The organism is Corallococcus sp. AB011P, assembly GCF_003611605.1.
Taxonomy (GTDB): Bacteria; Myxococcota; Myxococcia; order Myxococcales; family Myxococcaceae; genus Corallococcus; species Corallococcus coralloides.
In genome coordinates this window covers 45,861-62,132 of sequence record NZ_RAVX01000004.1, presented here as the reverse complement: position 1 = coordinate 62,132, position 16,272 = coordinate 45,861, and the positions used below count along the sequence as shown (strand labels likewise).

Genomic DNA, 16,272 nt, shown 5'->3' with positions numbered 1-16,272 from the left:
TTACGAACGGGGTGCGCGAAAAGGTCTAACCCTTTCGCGCGAGGCGACTGTTCAGTGGGCTGTTCAGCCCGGACTTCAGTTGCCCTGGGCGTCCGGCACGGCGCCCGCGCAGAAGTAGGGCGAGTTGTTCTCCCCGAAGGTGCGCCGGTAGAAGCTCTCGTCGGCGACCTTGATGGCGTCCAGCGTGTCCTGGTCCAGGAGCAGGGGACGGCACGTCATGCGCTCCTTGAGGCCCTCCGGCACGTCGCCCACGGTGCGGGTGATCTCGCAGCCCGTCGTGGTGCCCTGCACGCACTCCTTGCTGCAGTAGCCCAGGGCGAACGCCTCCGGGGTGTCGCTGCGGGGGCTCAGGTCGTCGCGGACGCAGATGAGGTCCTCGCAGTCCAGCGAACCAAAGGAGATGAAGTCCTGATCCACGGCGATGTCCTTCTCCTGGATCTCCATGAACTTGCGGCCCTGTTTCTCCTGCTCCTCGGCCGTGGCCCTGCGCACCAGTTGGCACGGCTTGCCCAGCTCGGTGGTGACGTCGCAGCCTCCCAGCATCAGGGCGGCGGACAGGAAGAGCGCGGTTCGCACGAACATCTTTGGGACCTCTAGGAAGGATGGAAGCAGGGCGCGCATGGGGGGAGGACGACGCCCGGAACCCGCGAACGGTAGCACACCGCTTCTTCGCGCCAACCCCTGACCCGCGGGGCGTGAGCACAGTGGAATTGTGAAGGGATACGGGAGGAATACAGAGGAGGCAGGCGCATTCTGCTGGTTGATGGTTGGGAATACGGCCGATAGGATGGAGTGGCTGATGTCATGCTGCCTTCCGGTGGCAGTACGTTCCCTCCCCCCACGGAGCGCCCGGACTTGAACCGCCCCACGCTGCTGCTTGCGCTGAGCCTGATGTGGCCCGCGCTGGCCCCCGCCCAGAACCAGCCAGGCATGGGCCTCGATCTGACCGAGGACGCCCAGGCCAAGCCACCCGAAGAGAACCCCGCGCCGCCGCCGGACGAGGAAGCCCGTCCCGCGTCGCCGCCAGCCGCCACCCCGGCGAAGGACATCCCGATCGAAGCGCTGATGCCGCTCACGGACATCACCCAGGACGACCGGGTGAAGAGCGTTCAGCGCAAGGTCTACCTGAAGAAGAACCGCCTGGAGATCTCACCGTTCGTGAGCCTCTCCGTGAACGACCCGTTCTATTCGAAGTTCGGCGGCTCGCTGCGCGCGGCCTGGTACCTGTCGGACACGCTGGCCATCTCGGCGCGTGGCTCGCTCATCCAGGTCATCCCGTCGGATGACGTCCGCACGGCGAAGCGCACCTTCAACAGCAAGATCTACAACTCCGTGCCGAACTGGTCCGCCATGGGCGACCTGGAGTGGGCGCCGCTCTACGGCAAGGTGTCCTTCCTCAACTCCATCCTCCACTTCGACGGCTACCTGCTGGGCGGCATGGGCGTGGTGAGGACGGAGACCTCCGCGCTGCCCGACCGCGGCCTCAACCCTGCCTTCGACCTGGGCCTGGGCATGCGCTTCGTCACCAAGGACTACTTGGCCGTCAACGTGGCCCTGATCAACACCTCCTACGTGGACCAGCCCCTGGGCAGCAGCAAGGGCGCCCTCCAGAACGTCATGACCCTCAACGCGGGCATCTCCATCTTCCTGCCCCTCAAGTCGACGGGGAGGGAGTCCGAATGAAGCCCGCCTTCCGTCTGCTCCTGACCCTGTGCGCGGGCGTGCCCACGCTCGCCGCCGCCGACCAGGCCCCCGCGCCCGCTCCGGCCGCCGCCGCGCCGGCCACGCCCGCGCCGGCCCCGGCGGCTCCGGCGGCCCCGGCCCCGAAGACCGCGGCCAACTCCAACCCGCCCAACACCTCTCAAGAGGAGGAGGCCGGCGACGTGTCCGAGGTGGACAAGGACGCCCTGGGGCCCCTTCGCGAGCGCATCCGGCCGGTGTCCGGCCACATGTTCCTCAAGAAGGGCCGCTTCGAGGTGAGCCCGTCCGCGTCCATCACCATCCGCGACGCGTTCTTCAAGAAGTACCTCTTTGGCGGCACCGTCACCTACTTCCCCACGGAGACGCTGGGCGTGGGCCTGCGCGGCGGCTACGCGCTGAACTCCGTGGCGGGCTCCGCGCAGAAATGCACCTTCACGCCGGGCGAGGGCGGTGACACCCGCGGCTGCAGCCCGCCGACCCGGGAGGAGCTGGACGGGTATGCGCCCGGCCAGATGACCCTCATGGGCGGCGTGGACGTCCAGTGGGCGCCCATCTACGGCAAGCTGTCGCTGCTGGCGGAGAAGTTCGTCCACTTCGACATGTACGGCGTCGTGGGCGCGTCCGTCGTCCAGTACAAGGGCCCGGCGGAGCCGCTCGCGGACAACACGCCCGTCGCGGGCAGCAAGTCGTACCTCACGGGCGGCGGCAACGTGGGCGTCGGCCTGCGCTTCTTCTTCAACCGGTGGATGACGCTGCGCACGGAGCTGCGCGACATCATCTACGTGGAGAAGGGCCGGGAGCCCACGCCCAGCTACCTCCGCAACCAGATCCTGTTCGAGCTGGGCCTGTCCTTCTTCTTCCCCTCCGGTTCCTGAGACTCATGCGCACCCACCGGTTCCTCCGCCTCGCCGTCCTCGGGCTCACGCTCGCGTACACGGCCCCCACGCTGGCCCAGTCCTTCGAAGGACTGGACCTGGCTGGCCAGTCGAAGAAGAAGAAGAAGGGGGCCTCTTCGAAGGCTTCCTCGAAGAAGAAGACTTCCGCCAAGCGCGGCAAGGGCAAGGCGGCCACCCCGGCCGAGGCCGAGGACGCGGACGAGTCCTCCACCGCCACCAGCGCGCCCGTGGGCAACCCCGCCACGCCGCCCGCAGCGGTGACGACGACGCCCGCGCCGACGGCCACTCCGGCCGCGCCCGCCGCGAAGCCCACGCCGTCCGCGAAGCCGGCCGCGCAGGGCAGCCCCGGCCTGGGCCTGGACCTCACGGGTGACAACGACAAGCCGCCCGCGCCCACCATGACGTTCGACGCGGTGGACGTGTCCGGCAAGACGGCGGACCGCCAGCGCCTGGACGCGGCCGTCAGCCTGTTCAAGAACGACGAGTACGAGAAGGCCGCGATGGCGTCCCACGAGCTGTTGGGGGACCCCAAGCTCCAGGGCCTGCACGTGGAAGCGCGCTACGTGCTCGCCAAGTCGCTCTACCGCATGGGGCTGTACCACTCGTCGCTGGGCGAGTTCTCCAAGATCCTCGCCGCGGGCCCGTCCACGAAGTTCTTCAAGACGAGCCTGGAGTGGCTGTTCTTCATCAGCCGCAAGACGCAGAACGAGACGGTCATCCTGGATGAGATCGCCCGGTACGCGAACTACGAGTTCCCGGAGAAGTTCCGGAACGAGTTCCGCTACCTGCTGGCGCGCTACCACTTCGTGCGTGGCCGCGCGCTGGACCAGGTGGGCCAGACGGAGAACGCGGACAAGTCCTTTGAAGAAGTGAAGCGCCTGGCGCTGACCATCCCGCGCACGGACGTGTTCTACCCGCGCGCGAAGTACCTGGAGGGCCTGGCCTTCTTCCGCAACGGCACGAACCACAAGGACGCGGCGGCCAAGCGCGGCAACACGGACGTCATGGCGTCCGTGGAGGCGATGAAGGAAGTGGTGCGCCTCACCCGTCCCATGGCGGGCCGCACCGGCGAGCAGGCGAAGCTGGACAAGTCGCTGCGCGAGCTGGCCTTCATGCAGCTGGCCCGTACGCACTACGGCATGCAGCAGAACCGCTTCTCCATCTTCTACTTGAACAAGGTGGAGCGCGGGAACACGCAGTGGCTGGAGGCCCTCTTCGAGTCCTCCTGGGCCAACTACCGCATCGGCCAGTACGAGCAGGCGCTGGGCAACCTCATCACCCTGTCGTCGCCCTTCTTCCGCGAGGAGTACTTCCCGGAGGCGCTCATCCTCAAGGCGGTCATCTATTACGAGAACTGCCGCTACCGGGAGTCCAACCTCATCCTCCAGGACTTCGAGCGCACCTACCTGCCCGTGCACGACGAGCTGGACGGGCTCGTGAAGAAGAACATGGATGCCTCCGAGTACTACACGGTGCTCGCGGACGTGCAGAAGAAGAACAAGGAGGGCCTGGAGAAGAACGGCACGGACGTCATCCTGGAGCGCATCCTGCGGCTGGCCCTCACGGATCAGGACCTGAAGAAGACCAACGACTCCATCCTGGAGCTCGAGGGTGAGATGGACCTGTTCTCCAACAAGGGCGACACGTTCAAGTACTCGGAGCTGACCAAGCAGCTGCTGGAGGAGCTCAAGGTCCAGCGCACCAGCCTCATCTCCAAGGCCGGCATCATGGCCAAGGGCAAGCTGGAGACGGAGTTGGGCGCGCTCAAGCTGCTGCTGGCCAACGGCCTGCGCATCAAGTTCGAGACGACCACCAAGGAGAAGGAGTTCCTGGAGGAGCAGCTCAAGGCGGGCGGCCGCACGGCCATCGTCAAGAAGTACAAGTTCTCCGTGGCGGTGGCGGACGATCAGCTCTACTGGCCCTACGAGGGCGAGTACTGGCGTGATGAGCTGGGCACGTACCAGTACACGATGACCAAGGGCTGCATCGAGCGCGACTCGGCCAACCGTCAAATCCAGTCCGCCGAGGCGATGTAGACGCCTCGCGCTGAGAGTGGGATTCTTCCCGGCCGCCGGAGCGCCCCGTACGCGCGCTCCGGCGGTCTTGTCTTTTCCAACGGTCCCTCGCGGGACGAGGGAGTGCGAAGTTGGCTCGGGAGGCGTCGCTGCGGGTGGTGTTCGGCATCGCCGTCCTGGACCTCATCGGGTTCGGCATCCTGATTCCGCAGCTGGGCGTGTACGGCGTGCGCTTTGGCGCTTCCCCCTTCACGGTGGGGCTGCTCGTCGCGGTGTACTCGCTGATGCAGCTGGTGGCGGCGCCCATCATGGGGCGGCTGTCGGACCGGTTCGGCCGGCGGCCGGTGCTGCTCATCTCCCAGGTGGGCTCCCTGGTGGGCTACGTGCTGTTCGCCTTCGCGCACACGCTGCCCCTGCTGTTCCTGTCCCGCGTCATCGACGGGGTGTCCGGTGGCAACGTGTCCACGGCGCAGGCGGTGGTGGCGGACATCACCAAGCCGCATGAGCGCGCGCGGGGCATGGGCATCATCGGCGCGGCGTTCGGCCTGGGCTTCGTGCTGGGGCCCGCGCTGGGCGGCGTGCTGGGGGCGTGGGGCGGCAACCTGGCCATCGGCCTGTTCGCGGCGGGGCTGTCCGCGCTGAACCTCATCAACACCTGGTTCTTCCTGCCGGAGACGCGCAGGGCGGACTCGCCGTCCGCCACGACGCGCAACATGCGGGGCGCCGCCGCCGCGTTGACGCTGCCCGTCGTGGGCCGGTGCGTGGTGCTGGTGCTGCTCTACACGGTGGCCTTCGCGCAGATGGAGGGCACCTTCTCCGTGTACCTGCTGACGCGCTTCCTCTCCTCCGGGCCGGTGCCGCTGGAGGGCGGGTGGCTGGTGCACGCGGTGCACCCGGACGCGGCCGTCCTGAAGGAGGCGAGCCTGCGCTCCGGGGCGCTCTTCGCGGTGGTGGGCGTGCTGTCCGCGCTGGTGCAGGGCGGGCTGATGCGCCGGCTGGTGGCGGCCAGCCATGGCGCATCAGGTCATGGGGCGGCAGGTGCCCCGGGGGGCAGGGGAGGGCGGGAGGCCCCGGTGGCCGCGGTGGGCTTCGGGCTGACGGCGGTGGGGCTGGCCCTGCTGCCCGTGGCGCCGTCGTACGGGTGGCTTTTCCCCGTGATGGGCCTGTTGGCGGTGGGCTCCGCGCTGGTGACACCGTGCCTGTCCGCGCTGGTGTCCCTGCACGCGCCCATGGAGCGGCAGGGGGCGGTGCTGGGGGCCTATCAGGCGTCCGGGTCCATGGGCCGCATCATCGGGCCCGCGCTGGGCGGCCTGCTCTTCACCCGACTGGGCCCGACGGCCCCCTATGGGACGGGCGCGGTGCTGGTGGCGCTGGGTGGACTTTTGGCACTGTCGCTGGTGACACAGGTGCGAATGTCGGGAGCAGGCGCGGAGCAAAGCTCATAGGATGGGGACCATGGTGGGCAAGCCGCAGCACATCACCATCGCGTTCGACGTGATGGGGAGCGATCACGGCCCGGCGGAGGTGGTGCGAGGCGCCGCCCAGCTTTCGCTGGAGTCTCCGCACATCCACGCGCTGCTCGTGGGGGACCGGCCGGTCATCGACGAGGCCCTGGCGGGCATCAAGCACAACGGGGAGCGCATCTCCGTGCACCACGCGGGTGACTACGTGGGCATGGACGAGAAGCCCGGCGAGGCGCTGGCGCGCAAGCCCGAGTCCTCCGTGGCGGTGGCCGCCCGGCTGGTGGCGGAGGGGGAAGCGCATGCGCTCGTCTCCGCGGGCAACACGGGCGCGGGCGTGCTCGCGTGCAAGCGCCACTTCCAGCTGATTCCCGGCGTGCGCCGCGCGGCCCTGGCCACGGTGTACCCCACGCGGGGCGTGCGAGGCGCGAAGCAGGACCCGTTCAGCCTCATCCTCGACGTGGGCGCCACGGTGGAGGCCACCGCGGAGGACCTGGTGGCGTTCGCCGTCATGGGAAGCGCCTACGCGCGCATCATCTCCCGCAACGAGCGGCCCAAGGTGGCGCTCCTGTCCAACGGCGTCGAGCCGCAGAAGGGCCCGCCGCGCGTGGTGGAGGCGCACCAGCGGCTGTCGCAGATGGCGGGGCTCAACTTCACGGGGAACGTGGAGGGCATCGACATTCCGCGCGGCACGGTGGACGTCATCGTCACGGACGGCTTCGTGGGCAACGTGTGCCTGAAGATGCTGGAGGGCGTGCACGACACGGTGATGGAGCTGGCCCAGTACGCCTACAAGGAGAGCCTGCGCTGGCGCGCGGGCCTGGCCATGCTGTCCTCCGGCATCGAGCGGCTGAAGGACATCACGGACTGGGAGCAGTACGGCGGCGCGCCCATCCTGGGGTTCGACCGCATCTTCATCAAGGCGCACGGCCGCTCCAAGGCGCGCGCCATCGCGAACGCGGGCAAGGTGGCCGCGAAGGCGGTGGCGAACGAGCTGGGCACCGCCATCCAGGAGGGCCTGGCGAAGTGAGCCTGCCGGACCGCATCGACCCGCGCCCCCCGCGCCGCATCTACCGGTGGGACCTGGACAAGACGTACCTCCAGACGGACTTCGAGTCGCTGCGCGACCTGTTCCGCACGGCGTTCCAGAAGGCCCATGAGAAGGTCGCCATCCCGGGCGCGTCCGCGCTCATCCGCGAGCTGGCGGAGCAGGGGGACTCGCGGCTGTGCATCGTGTCCGGCAGCCCCAAGCAGATGCGCGCGGTGCTGGAGGAGAAGCTCAAGCTGGACGGCATCCAGTGGGACGAGTTCGTCCTCAAGGACAACGTGGGCAACCTGCTGCGCGGGCGCTTCCGGGCCCTGCGCGGACAGGTGGGCTACAAGCTGCCCGCCATCCTGGAGAGCCGCGTCAACGCGCCGGTGGAAGCGGAAGAGGTGCTCTTCGGCGACGACGCGGAGGCGGACGCGTTCATCTATTCGCTCTACGCGGACCTCATCGCGGGCCGGGTGGACGAGCGCGTGCTGGCCCAGGTGCTGGAGGCGGGCGGGGTGTACCCGGACGACGCCGCGCGGGTGCACGAGGCGTGGAAGAAGATTCCCATCGCGGACCCCGTGCGGCGCATCTTCATCCACCTGGACAGGCTGACGCCGCCCGCGCACTTCACGCCCTACGGCCCGCGCGTGGTGCCCATCTTCAACTACTTCCAGGCGGCGCTGGTGCTGCTGGCGGACGGCCACCTCACGGCGCCGCAGGTGCTGAAAATCGCCGTGGAGATGGTGCAGACGGCGGGGCACAACATCATCACGCTGTCGAACTCGTTCCAGGACCTGCTCAGGCGCGGACTTCCGCTGCAGCAGGCGGCCATCGCGCTGTCCCAGGCGATGGAGGGGCCCAACGCGCTGCTCAAGGCCATGCGCCCCATGCCGGACATCCTGGCCGCGTTCAGCAAGCGCCTGGCCGCGCTGGGCACGCAGCCCCCCCCACCACGCGTGCAGGCGGTGGACTACGTGTCGCTCATCTCCCACGCGCTGCCCCGGACCCATAAGGGGCGCACCCTGAAGCCACCCACCTGAAGCGCCGGGCCGTTGAGCTCGGCTGCCTGCCTGCCCTGGGGCCCCTCCTGCGGCCCGGACCCGGCGTCGCCTGGGGTCTGGGTGTTACCCAGGAGTAGCGCCTTTCCCCTGGGCAGCGGGCGCACGGAGGGCGGGCAGGGGGGCCCATGCGAACCCCCGACGTCCCTGAAGAATGTCCTTAAGCGCGACCCCCATGGGTGGGAGGATGCGTGCTAGACGGCTGCCCTTACGAGGCGAATGACGCGAGACCCGACCCATCCCCCGCCCCATGGCGGAACGCTGCCAGCCGCGCCCGGAGACGACGCGCGCGGAGAGGCCTCCTTCGAGGCGGCAGCGGACACGGCATCCGGGTCCGCGCGCGAGGTTCTTTCCATGTCTTCCCCCCTGGACCTGACGGACTCCGAGGAGCGCACCGAGCGCACCGAGGCCCAGGTGCCCGCGGACTCCGCCGAGCACCCCAGCGAACACGAAACCCCTTCCCGGGCCACCCCGGCCCCCGCCGAGCCCCCCTTCGCCGCGGACGCCGCGGAGGACGACGGGTTCGACGATGATGACGACTCCGAGGACGCCGGCCCGGAGGTCAGCGACGAAATCCTGGCCGCCACCGAGGCCCTGAAGGCCGCGGAGGCGGAGGACGCGCAGGCCGCCGCCGAGGCGGGTGACGAAGCCGAGGAGCCCGAGGCCGTCATCCTGGAGCCGGAGCTGGAGCCCGCCGCGAACGAGCCGGAGTTGCAGGCGCCCACCACCACCCGCACGGGCGAGCCCGCGGAAATCGACCCGGACGAGATGGATCCGGACGCGCTCAAGGTGGTGCTGCGGCTGCACCAGCACGGCCACCAGGCGTACCTGGTGGGTGGCTGCGTGCGCGACCTGCTGCTGGGCAAGAAGCCCAAGGACTTCGACGTGGCCACCAGCGCCCACCCGGGCGAGGTGCGCGCCATCTTCCGCAACTGCCGGCTCATCGGCAGGCGCTTCCGGCTGGCGCACGTCTACTTCAAGGGCGGGAAGATCGTGGAGGTGTCCACCTTCCGCGCCAACCCCACGGAGCTGGAGCCGGCGGCTGGCGCGGCGGGGGCGGAGGAGGGGCAGAGCGGCGAGGACCTCCTCATCACGCACGACAACGTCTTTGGCACCGCGCAGCAGGACGCGCGCCGCCGCGACTTCACCATCAACGGCCTGTTCTACGACGCGAGCGAAGGCCGGGTCATCGACTACGTGCGCGGCCGGCGCGACCTGGATGAGCGCTTCATCCGGACGATTGGCGACCCCGAAATCCGCATGCGCGAGGATCCGGTGCGCATCCTGCGCGCGGTGCGCTTCGCGGCGAAGCTGGACCTGGACATCGAGTCGCGCACGTACGCGGCGATGGAGGGCGCGGTGGAGGACCTGCCGCGCTGCGCGCCCGCGCGCCTCCTGGAGGAGACGTTCCGGCTCATCCGCGGCGGCGTGTCCGCCCCGGCGCTGAAGCTGCTGGCGGCGCTGGACGCGCTGAAGATCCTCCTGCCGCCCGTGGACGAGTACCTGCGTGAGAACGGCAAGGAAGGGGAGAAGACCTTCTACGCCTTCGCGCAGGCGCTGGATAAGCGCGTGTCGGCGGGCGAGGTGCTGGACGACGCCATCCTGCTGGCCGCGTTGCTGGTGCCCATCAGCCGTGAGCAGCCGCCGGTGGAGGAGTCCCAGGACGAGGGCCGCGCGTCGGTGTCGCGCGTCATCGAGGACCTGCTGGCGGGCTTCGTGGAGTCCGCGCGGCTGCCGCGCCGCATCGCCGAGCGCTGCCGCATGCTGCTCCTGATGCAGCGCACGCTGTCCGGAGAGCGCCGCCGCAAGACGGGCGCCTTCCGCCGTCACCCGCTCTTCAACGAGGCGCTGGCCGTCTACGCGATGACGGTGGAGGCCACGGGCGAGGGCCGCGAGGCGCTGGAGGCCTGGCAGGCCGGAGAGGTGCCGCCGCCGCGCGCCGGAGCGAGCAGTGGCGCGGACGCGGAAGGCCCCCGCCGCAAGCGCCGTCGCCGCCGTCGCCGCCGTTCCGGCAACGGGAGCGGGGAGGGTGGCGGCTCGGGCGCCTCCTCCGGTTCCGACGCGGGCGAGGGGTAGCGCTCCCGTAGCAGCCGGGTGCAGCGAAAGGGCTGGAGCGCTCAGGTGCTCTGGCCCTTTTTGCGTCGAGGGCGCTACCACTTCCCCCACCGCGACGGTGCAGCGAAACGACTGGCGCGCTCGCGGTCCCGGCTCTGGTCGTATCCGGCGGGCGCTACCGCTTCCCCCACCGCGAGGGTGCGGTGAACGGGCTGGCGCGTTCGCAGCCTCGACCCTTTCCGGGTCCCAGGGCGCTACCGCTTCGGCTTGTCCACGGGCTTCTCGGAGCGGTGCTGGTCGTCATCCGACGCCTCCGCTCCCGCGATGTCCGCCATGGTGATGGCCTTGCTGCCGAAGCGCGCCGCGATGCGGTCCATCGCCTCGTTCAGCTTCGACGACTTCGGCGCCGCCGCCGGGAACAGCCCCAACTGTGGCTCGTCCTCGTCCAACTGCACGCTCACGCCGGTGAGGCGCAGCGCCTTGCCTTCGTGCGCGCGCTCCAGCAGCTCCAGCGCCGCGCGGTAGATGACCTGCCCGTCGTCCGTCGCCTCGCGCAGCGTGACGCGCCGGGTGATGAGCGTGAAGTCCGCGAACTTCAGCTTGAGCTGCACCACGCGCCCCTTCAGCGACGCGCGCCGCAGCCGCCGGGCCACCCGCAGGGCCTGCGCGTGCACGTGCGGCTTGAGCGCCTCCGGGCCCGTCAGGTCCTCGTCGAAGGTGTCCTCCGCGCCCACGCTCTTGGCCGCCCGGTCCGGCACCACGTCCCGCGCGTCGATGCCGTGTGACAGCTCCCACAGGTGCTTGCCACTGGACGCGCCGAAGCGCTCCTCCAGCCAGTCCGCGTCCTTCGTCGCCACGTCGCCAATGGTGACGAGCCCCGCGCGCTTCATCGCCTCTTCTGTCTTGGGCCCCACGCCCCACAGGCGCGACACCGGCAGCCCGGCGAGGAAGGCCACCGTCTCCTCCGGGCGCACCTCGCGCTGACCGTTGGGCTTGGCGAGGTCCGAGGCGATCTTCGCCACGAACTTCGCCGTGGCGATGCCCGCGGACGCCGGCAGGTTCAGCTCGTGGGCGATCTCCTTGCGGATCCGCTTCGCGATGTCCGCCGCCGCGCCGAACAGCCCCACCGACGCCGTGACGTCCAGGAACGCCTCGTCCAGCGACAGGGGTTCAATCAGCGGCGTGTACCGCTCGAAGATGGCGAACACCTGCTCGCTGGCCTCCGCGTAGGCGGAGAAGCGCGGCTTCACCACGATGGCGTGCGGCGCCTGCTTCATCGCCCTCGCCATGGGCATGGCGCTGCGCACGCCGAAGGGGCGCACCTCATACGACGCGGCCACCACCACGCCGCGTTGTGCATGCCCGCCAACGATGACCGGCTTGCCCCGGAGGGACGGGTTGTCGCGCTGCTCGACGGACGCATAGAAGGCGTCCATGTCCACGTGGAGGATGGCTCGCATGGCGTGAGTCACTCTAGTGGTCCCCTCTGACAGTGCGAGCCATGAAGACCCTCACCGAATACCTCTGGTTCGAGACGAAGGCCCGGCGCGAGCTGGTGCGCCTCACGGACACCGTGGCCGCCCTGCTGAAGAAGAGCGGCATCCAGGAGGGCATGGTGCTGGTGTCCGCCATGCACATCACCGCGGGCGTCTTCGTCAACGACGACGAGCCCGGCCTCCACGAGGACATCTGGGACTGGCTCCAGCACCTGGCGCCCCACGGGCCCGACTACCGCCACCACCGCACCGGCGAGGACAACGGCGACGCGCACCTGAAGTCCATGCTCGTCCACCATCAGGTGCTGATTCCCGTCACCGCCGGCAAGCTCGACCTGGGCCCCTGGCAGCAGGTCTTCTACGCCGAGTTCGACGGCCAGCGCCGCAAGCGCGTCATCGTCAAGGTGATGGGCGACTAACCGGCCACGGGCCAGGGCAGCCCGTGACGTCCCAGCTCCGCCGCCAGGTCCGGCGGCAGCGGGCTCTCCACCTTCACGGGCTCTTTCGTCACCGGGTGCGGCACGGTGAGCGAGTAGGCGTGCAGGAAGAACCGCCCCAGCTCCGGCGCCTCGCGGCCCCCGTAGAGCGCGTCTCCCACGAGCGGCGCGCCCACTCCCGCCAGATGCGCGCGCACCTGGTGCAGCACGCCGGTGAGGATCTTGACCTCCACGAGGCTGTAGTCCCCGGACCGGGCCAGCACCCGGAAGTGGGACAGCGCTTCGCGGGCGTCCTCGGCGCCGTAGGGGGCGGGCTCCACGCGGTCCGGGTGGCGCGGGTGGTGGCGCAGCGGCACCTCCACCTCGCCCTCGTCCGCCAGCGGGCCCGTCACCAGGGCGAGGTAGCGCTTGTCCACGGCGCGGTTGCTGAAGGCCTCGCGCACGGTGGTCCAGGCCTCGCGCGTGCGGGCCGCCGCGAGCACCCCGGACGTCTCCACGTCCAGCCGGTGGCACAGGCCGCCCTCGCGCGGGTCCTGGGACGCCTGCGCGACCTCCGGGTAGCGCGCCACCAGGGCGTTGGCCACCGTGCCCGTCTCACCCGGCTGCAAGGGGTGCGACGGGCGGCCGGCGGGCTTGTCCACGAAGAGCAGGGAAGGGTCCTCGTGCAGGACGACGAGCGGGAAGTCCGTGTCGGGCACGGCCTCGCGCGAGGCCTCCTCCACCGTCACGGCGACCTTCTGGCCGGCGGTGACGAGGAGGCCCTTCTTGGCGGGGCGGCCGTCCACGCGCACCTGGCCCTCCTCGAAGAGGCGCTTCATGCGCGCGCGGGACAGGCCCAGGGCCTCGCCCACGAACAGGTCCACCCGCTGGCCCGCCTTGGCGGCGTCCACGGTGAGGGTGTGCGTCGTCGTCGTGCTCACTCGGAGAGGGCCTCGTACACTTCCTCGGCCGTCTGGAACCGGTCGTCCGGCTCCTTGCGGATGAGGCGATGGGCCACCCGCGCCAGCTGCGGGTCGCCATGCAGGTTGAGCGCGAGCAGCGGCGGAGGTTCCGTCTCCAGCACCTGACGCCACAGCTCGTGCGGCGTTTTCGCGTCGAACGGCGGACGCCCGCTCATCAGCTCGTACAGGATGACGCCCAGGCTGTACAGGTCCGAGCGCCCATCCAGCGGCTCCCCGAGAATCTGCTCCGGGGCCATGTACCGGTAGGTGCCCACCAGCTTGCCGTCCGCGGTGATGCCCGCGTCGTCCGCGAGGAACTTGGCCAGGCCGAAGTCCATCAGCCGCACCTGCCGGTCGTCGTCCACCATGATGTTGGACGGCTTCAGGTCGCGGTGCACCAGCCCGTGGCCGTGGATGTACGCCAGCGCCTCGCACACCTGGAGCATGGCGTCCTTCAGCTTGCCCATGCGCTCCGGACGGTTGAGGTCCGCCATCTTCGGCGTGGCGGGGTGGGCGGCGGACGGCGGCGCGCGCGGTGCGGCCCGGCGCGGATCCACCACGGGCATGCCGTCCGAATCCGAGTCGTCTTCCCCGGCGCCGTGGAAGCTGGCCAGGTCCTCGCTGGGCGCCTCCTCCGCGAAGGCGTTGAGGTCGAAGGTGCCGTCGTCCTCGCTGGCGTCGTCCGCGTCGTCGTCCGGGCCGTCCTCGCTGCCGAAGTCGTCATCCGCGGTGCGGCGGAGGGTGAGCGGGAAGCGGCTGGCGGGCGTGGGCGTGTGCAGGTCGTTGAAGCTCACGTCCAGGTAGTGGCGCAGCGTGAGCCCCTCGATGAGCTCCATGGCCAGGTACGGCTGGCCCGCGTGGACGCCGGCCTCGAAGACCTTCACCACGTTGGGGTGGGCCAGGTCCGCGAGCGTCTCGAATTCGCGCGCGAGTCTCCGTGCCGCGCGGTCGTCCAGCGACGGGCCACCCGTCGACAGGAGCTTCAGCGCGACCTCGTCGTTGCTGCGGCGGTCCAGGGCCCGATAGACGGTCCCGGCCCCGCCACTGCCGAGCGTCTCCAGCACGCGGTAGGGACCAATGGCCTTGGGAGGCATGGGAGCGCGGATCCTACGGACCACGTCACGTCACGGTCAAACACGCAGACAGCGCGCGTGAGGGGCAGCGGACGCCTGACCCCTGGGCTGTTTCATTTTTCCAGTGTGGCCTGTGAAACCTCACGGGCCATGCAAATCGGGAAGTATCGGCTCATCCAGAGGCTCCGGATGGGGCAGGGATTTCACTTTCCGGCGAACCATGGGAAAGCTCTGGGTCCATGCAATTGGGGAAGTACCAGCTGGTGCGGAAGCTCGCCTCGGGCGGGATGGCCGAGGTGTTCCTTGCGAAGGCCGCGGGCCCCCGGGGCTTCGAGAAGACGCTGGTGCTCAAGCGCATCCTGCCGCACCTGGCGGAGGACGAGGCGTTCGTGGAGATGTTCCTGGGCGAGGCGCAGCTGGCCGCCCGGCTGGACCACCCGAACGTGGTGCAGATCTTCGACTTCGGTGAGGTGGACGGCAGCTACTTCCTGGCGATGGAGTACATCGACGGGCCCACGCTGCGCCGGCTCATCAAGCGCTCGGCGGAGCTGAAGCAGCCGCTGCCCCCGGGCGCGTGCGCGAAGATGGTGGCCGCCGCGGCGGAGGGGCTGGCGTTCGCGCACGAGCTGTCGGACCCGGAGACGGGGGCCCCGCTGGGGCTGGTGCACCGGGACATCAGTCCGGAGAACGTGCTGGTGTCGCGGCAGGGCACGGTGAAGGTGGTGGACTTCGGCATCGCGAAGGTGGCGGGGCAGAGTCACCGCACGGCGACGGGCGTGGTGAAGGGGAAGGTGGCGTACATGCCGCCGGAGCAGTTGCAGGCCCGGCCCATGGATGGACGCGTGGACGTGTACGCGCTCGGCATCGTGCTCTACGAGCTGCTCACCGGGAAGCGCCCCTTCGACGCGACGACGGACGTGAGCATGATGCAGGCCATCCTCTTCGAGCCCTTCGTGCCCGCGGTGCAGCGCCGGCCGGACCTGCCGGAGACGATGCAGCGCATCCTGGAGCGGGCGCTCGCGAAGGACCGTGAGCAGCGCTACCCGGACTGCCGCGCGTTCCAGGCGGACCTGGAGCGCTTCGTGCTGTCGCTGGGCGAGCCGGTGGGCGCGTACCAGATTGCCCGGCTGGTGGCGCAGGTGATGGAAGGGGTGGATGCCACGCCCGTCGCGCACACGCCCGCGAAGGGGCGGGAGACGGCGCCCTTGGCACTTGCGCCGGAAGCGGCGACGACGCCCATGCCTGCCCGTGTGGGCACGGCGTGGGAGCCGTTGGCCTCGCGAGGGTCGATGGCTGCGCCCGCGGTGACGGCGTCGCAGCACGACATGCCGTCGAGCCGTTTCGACGCGGCGACGGATCCCGCGACACCTTCGGCAGGGAGTCTGCTGCGAGGCTCCTCCGGGGCTCTGCCTCAGGAGGTCTCGAAGGTGGCTGCCTCCGAGCAGCCCCTGCTTGCGGGAGCGGTGCCCTCTTCCCGGCGGAAGCTGGTGGGGGCGATGGTGGCCGTGAGCGTGCTGGGGCTCGCTGGGGGATTGGCGGTGGCGGGGCGGGGTGAGAAGGCCGCTGCGCCCGCGAGTGTGCCCACGCCGGTGGCTCGGAAGGACGACGCGCCTGTGAAGCCGCCGGAGCCGAAGGTGACGCCGGTCGTGGCGGAGGCGCGCGTGGAACCGGTGGCCGCCGAGACAGTGGACAGCGGCACTCCCGCCGTCGTGGCCGAGGTGAAGCCCGCGACGGAGAGCCCCGCCGAGGTGCGCGATGCGGGCGTGATCGCCGAAGTGGCGCCGACTCCGCGACTCCCGGTGGCCGTGAAGCCCGCGACGACCAGCACGGTCACACCGCCGGTCCGCCGCGTGGCCACGCCGGTCCGTCGCGACCTGCCCAAGGGCAAGGTGGAGTTCCGCGTCCGTCCGTTCGGCACGGTGTACCTGGACGGCAAGAGCCTGGGACAGACGCCCTTCGCCGCCGTGGAGGCGACGGAGGGCTCGCATCAGGTGCGCGTCGTGAACAAGGACCTGGGCAAGGATGTGACCCGCTCTTTCGAAGTGAAGGCGGGCCAGGACAACGTCTTCAAGCTCAACCTCGCGGCGGAGTGAGCAGCTGCCTGACA

The 16,272-nt window shown here is 70.1% G+C and carries 13 protein-coding genes; 9 read left to right on the top strand and 4 right to left on the bottom strand.

Translation table 11 applies throughout. The annotated features are described in order from the left end of the window. Window positions 1-75: 75 nt before the first annotated feature. Window positions 76-582 (bottom strand): adventurous gliding motility lipoprotein CglC, encoded by a 507-nt coding sequence (gene cglC, locus D7X30_RS13575; protein WP_120563349.1) that lies wholly within the window; start codon window positions 580-582, stop codon window positions 76-78. Between the two features lie 273 nt (window positions 583-855). Here cglC and D7X30_RS13570 point away from each other — a divergent pair, with 273 nt between their 5' ends. From D7X30_RS13570 to pcnB, 7 genes are all read left to right on the top strand, one after another. Continuing rightward, on the top strand, window positions 856-1,683 hold the full coding sequence (locus D7X30_RS13570; protein WP_120563734.1) for an outer membrane beta-barrel domain-containing protein: 828 nt from the start codon (window positions 856-858) through the stop codon (window positions 1,681-1,683). Continuing rightward, on the top strand, window positions 1,680-2,576 hold the full coding sequence (locus tag D7X30_RS13565) for an outer membrane beta-barrel domain-containing protein (RefSeq protein WP_120563348.1): 897 nt from the start codon (window positions 1,680-1,682) through the stop codon (window positions 2,574-2,576). Before D7X30_RS13570 ends, D7X30_RS13565 begins: the two co-directional genes overlap by 4 nt. A gap of 5 nt (window positions 2,577-2,581) precedes the next feature. After that, window positions 2,582-4,633 (top strand): adventurous gliding motility protein GltC, encoded by a 2,052-nt coding sequence (gene gltC / locus D7X30_RS13560; protein WP_120563347.1) that lies wholly within the window; start codon window positions 2,582-2,584, stop codon window positions 4,631-4,633. Window positions 4,634-4,743: 110 nt separating this feature from the next. Then, window positions 4,744-6,057 (top strand): MFS transporter, encoded by a 1,314-nt coding sequence (locus D7X30_RS13555; protein WP_120563346.1) that lies wholly within the window; start codon window positions 4,744-4,746, stop codon window positions 6,055-6,057. A 10-nt stretch (window positions 6,058-6,067) separates the two neighbouring features. After that, window positions 6,068-7,102 (top strand): phosphate acyltransferase PlsX, encoded by a 1,035-nt coding sequence (gene plsX, locus D7X30_RS13550; protein ID WP_014398336.1) that lies wholly within the window; start codon window positions 6,068-6,070, stop codon window positions 7,100-7,102. Then, window positions 7,099-8,145: a phosphatase domain-containing protein gene (locus D7X30_RS13545; protein ID WP_120563345.1), complete on the top strand. Its 1,047-nt coding sequence runs from the start codon at window positions 7,099-7,101 to the stop codon at window positions 8,143-8,145. The genes plsX and D7X30_RS13545 overlap by 4 nt, the downstream gene beginning before the upstream one ends. A 372-nt stretch (window positions 8,146-8,517) precedes the next feature. After that, window positions 8,518-10,239 carry a polynucleotide adenylyltransferase PcnB gene (gene pcnB / locus D7X30_RS13540; RefSeq protein ID WP_120563344.1) on the top strand — a complete coding sequence of 574 codons (1,722 nt, stop codon included), beginning with the start codon at window positions 8,518-8,520 and terminating at the stop codon, window positions 10,237-10,239. A gap of 233 nt (window positions 10,240-10,472) precedes the next feature. Here pcnB and D7X30_RS13535 read toward each other — a convergent pair whose 3' ends face one another. Next, a complete protein-coding gene (locus D7X30_RS13535; protein ID WP_120563343.1) occupies window positions 10,473-11,678 on the bottom strand; it encodes a DNA polymerase IV in 1,206 nt (401 codons plus the stop codon). 41 nt (window positions 11,679-11,719) lie between these two features. Between D7X30_RS13535 and D7X30_RS13530 the strand changes: the two genes are divergently transcribed. Then, window positions 11,720-12,133, top strand: coding sequence for a secondary thiamine-phosphate synthase enzyme YjbQ (locus D7X30_RS13530; protein ID WP_014398332.1), 414 nt, complete (start codon window positions 11,720-11,722; stop codon window positions 12,131-12,133). On the opposite strand, the gene D7X30_RS13525 is transcribed toward D7X30_RS13530, so the two are convergent. Beyond that, window positions 12,130-13,071 (bottom strand): RluA family pseudouridine synthase, encoded by a 942-nt coding sequence (locus tag D7X30_RS13525; protein WP_120563342.1) that lies wholly within the window; start codon window positions 13,069-13,071, stop codon window positions 12,130-12,132. The two genes, D7X30_RS13530 and D7X30_RS13525, sit on opposite strands and share 4 nt — an antisense overlap. After that, on the bottom strand, window positions 13,068-14,186 hold the full coding sequence (locus D7X30_RS13520; RefSeq protein WP_120563341.1) for a serine/threonine-protein kinase: 1,119 nt from the start codon (window positions 14,184-14,186) through the stop codon (window positions 13,068-13,070). Before D7X30_RS13520 ends, D7X30_RS13525 begins: the two co-directional genes overlap by 4 nt. A gap of 218 nt (window positions 14,187-14,404) precedes the next feature. Between D7X30_RS13520 and D7X30_RS13515 the strand changes: the two genes are divergently transcribed. Next, window positions 14,405-16,258 carry a serine/threonine-protein kinase gene (locus tag D7X30_RS13515; RefSeq protein WP_120563340.1) on the top strand — a complete coding sequence of 618 codons (1,854 nt, stop codon included), beginning with the start codon at window positions 14,405-14,407 and terminating at the stop codon, window positions 16,256-16,258. Window positions 16,259-16,272: the final 14 nt, after the last annotated feature.

Coding starts and splice junctions, on each gene's coding strand:
- pcnB (WP_120563344.1), top strand. CDS start 8,518: ATGTCTTCCCCCCTGGACCTGACGGACTCCGAGGAGCGCACCGAGCGC.
- D7X30_RS13530 (WP_014398332.1), top strand. CDS start 11,720: ATGAAGACCCTCACCGAATACCTCTGGTTCGAGACGAAGGCCCGGCGC.
- D7X30_RS13520 (WP_120563341.1), bottom strand. CDS start 14,186: ATGCCTCCCAAGGCCATTGGTCCCTACCGCGTGCTGGAGACGCTCGGC.
- plsX (WP_014398336.1), top strand. CDS start 6,068: ATGGTGGGCAAGCCGCAGCACATCACCATCGCGTTCGACGTGATGGGG.
- D7X30_RS13565 (WP_120563348.1), top strand. CDS start 1,680: ATGAAGCCCGCCTTCCGTCTGCTCCTGACCCTGTGCGCGGGCGTGCCC.
- D7X30_RS13515 (WP_120563340.1), top strand. CDS start 14,405: ATGCAATTGGGGAAGTACCAGCTGGTGCGGAAGCTCGCCTCGGGCGGG.
- D7X30_RS13535 (WP_120563343.1), bottom strand. CDS start 11,678: ATGCGAGCCATCCTCCACGTGGACATGGACGCCTTCTATGCGTCCGTC.
- cglC (WP_120563349.1), bottom strand. CDS start 582: ATGTTCGTGCGAACCGCGCTCTTCCTGTCCGCCGCCCTGATGCTGGGA.
- gltC (WP_120563347.1), top strand. CDS start 2,582: ATGCGCACCCACCGGTTCCTCCGCCTCGCCGTCCTCGGGCTCACGCTC.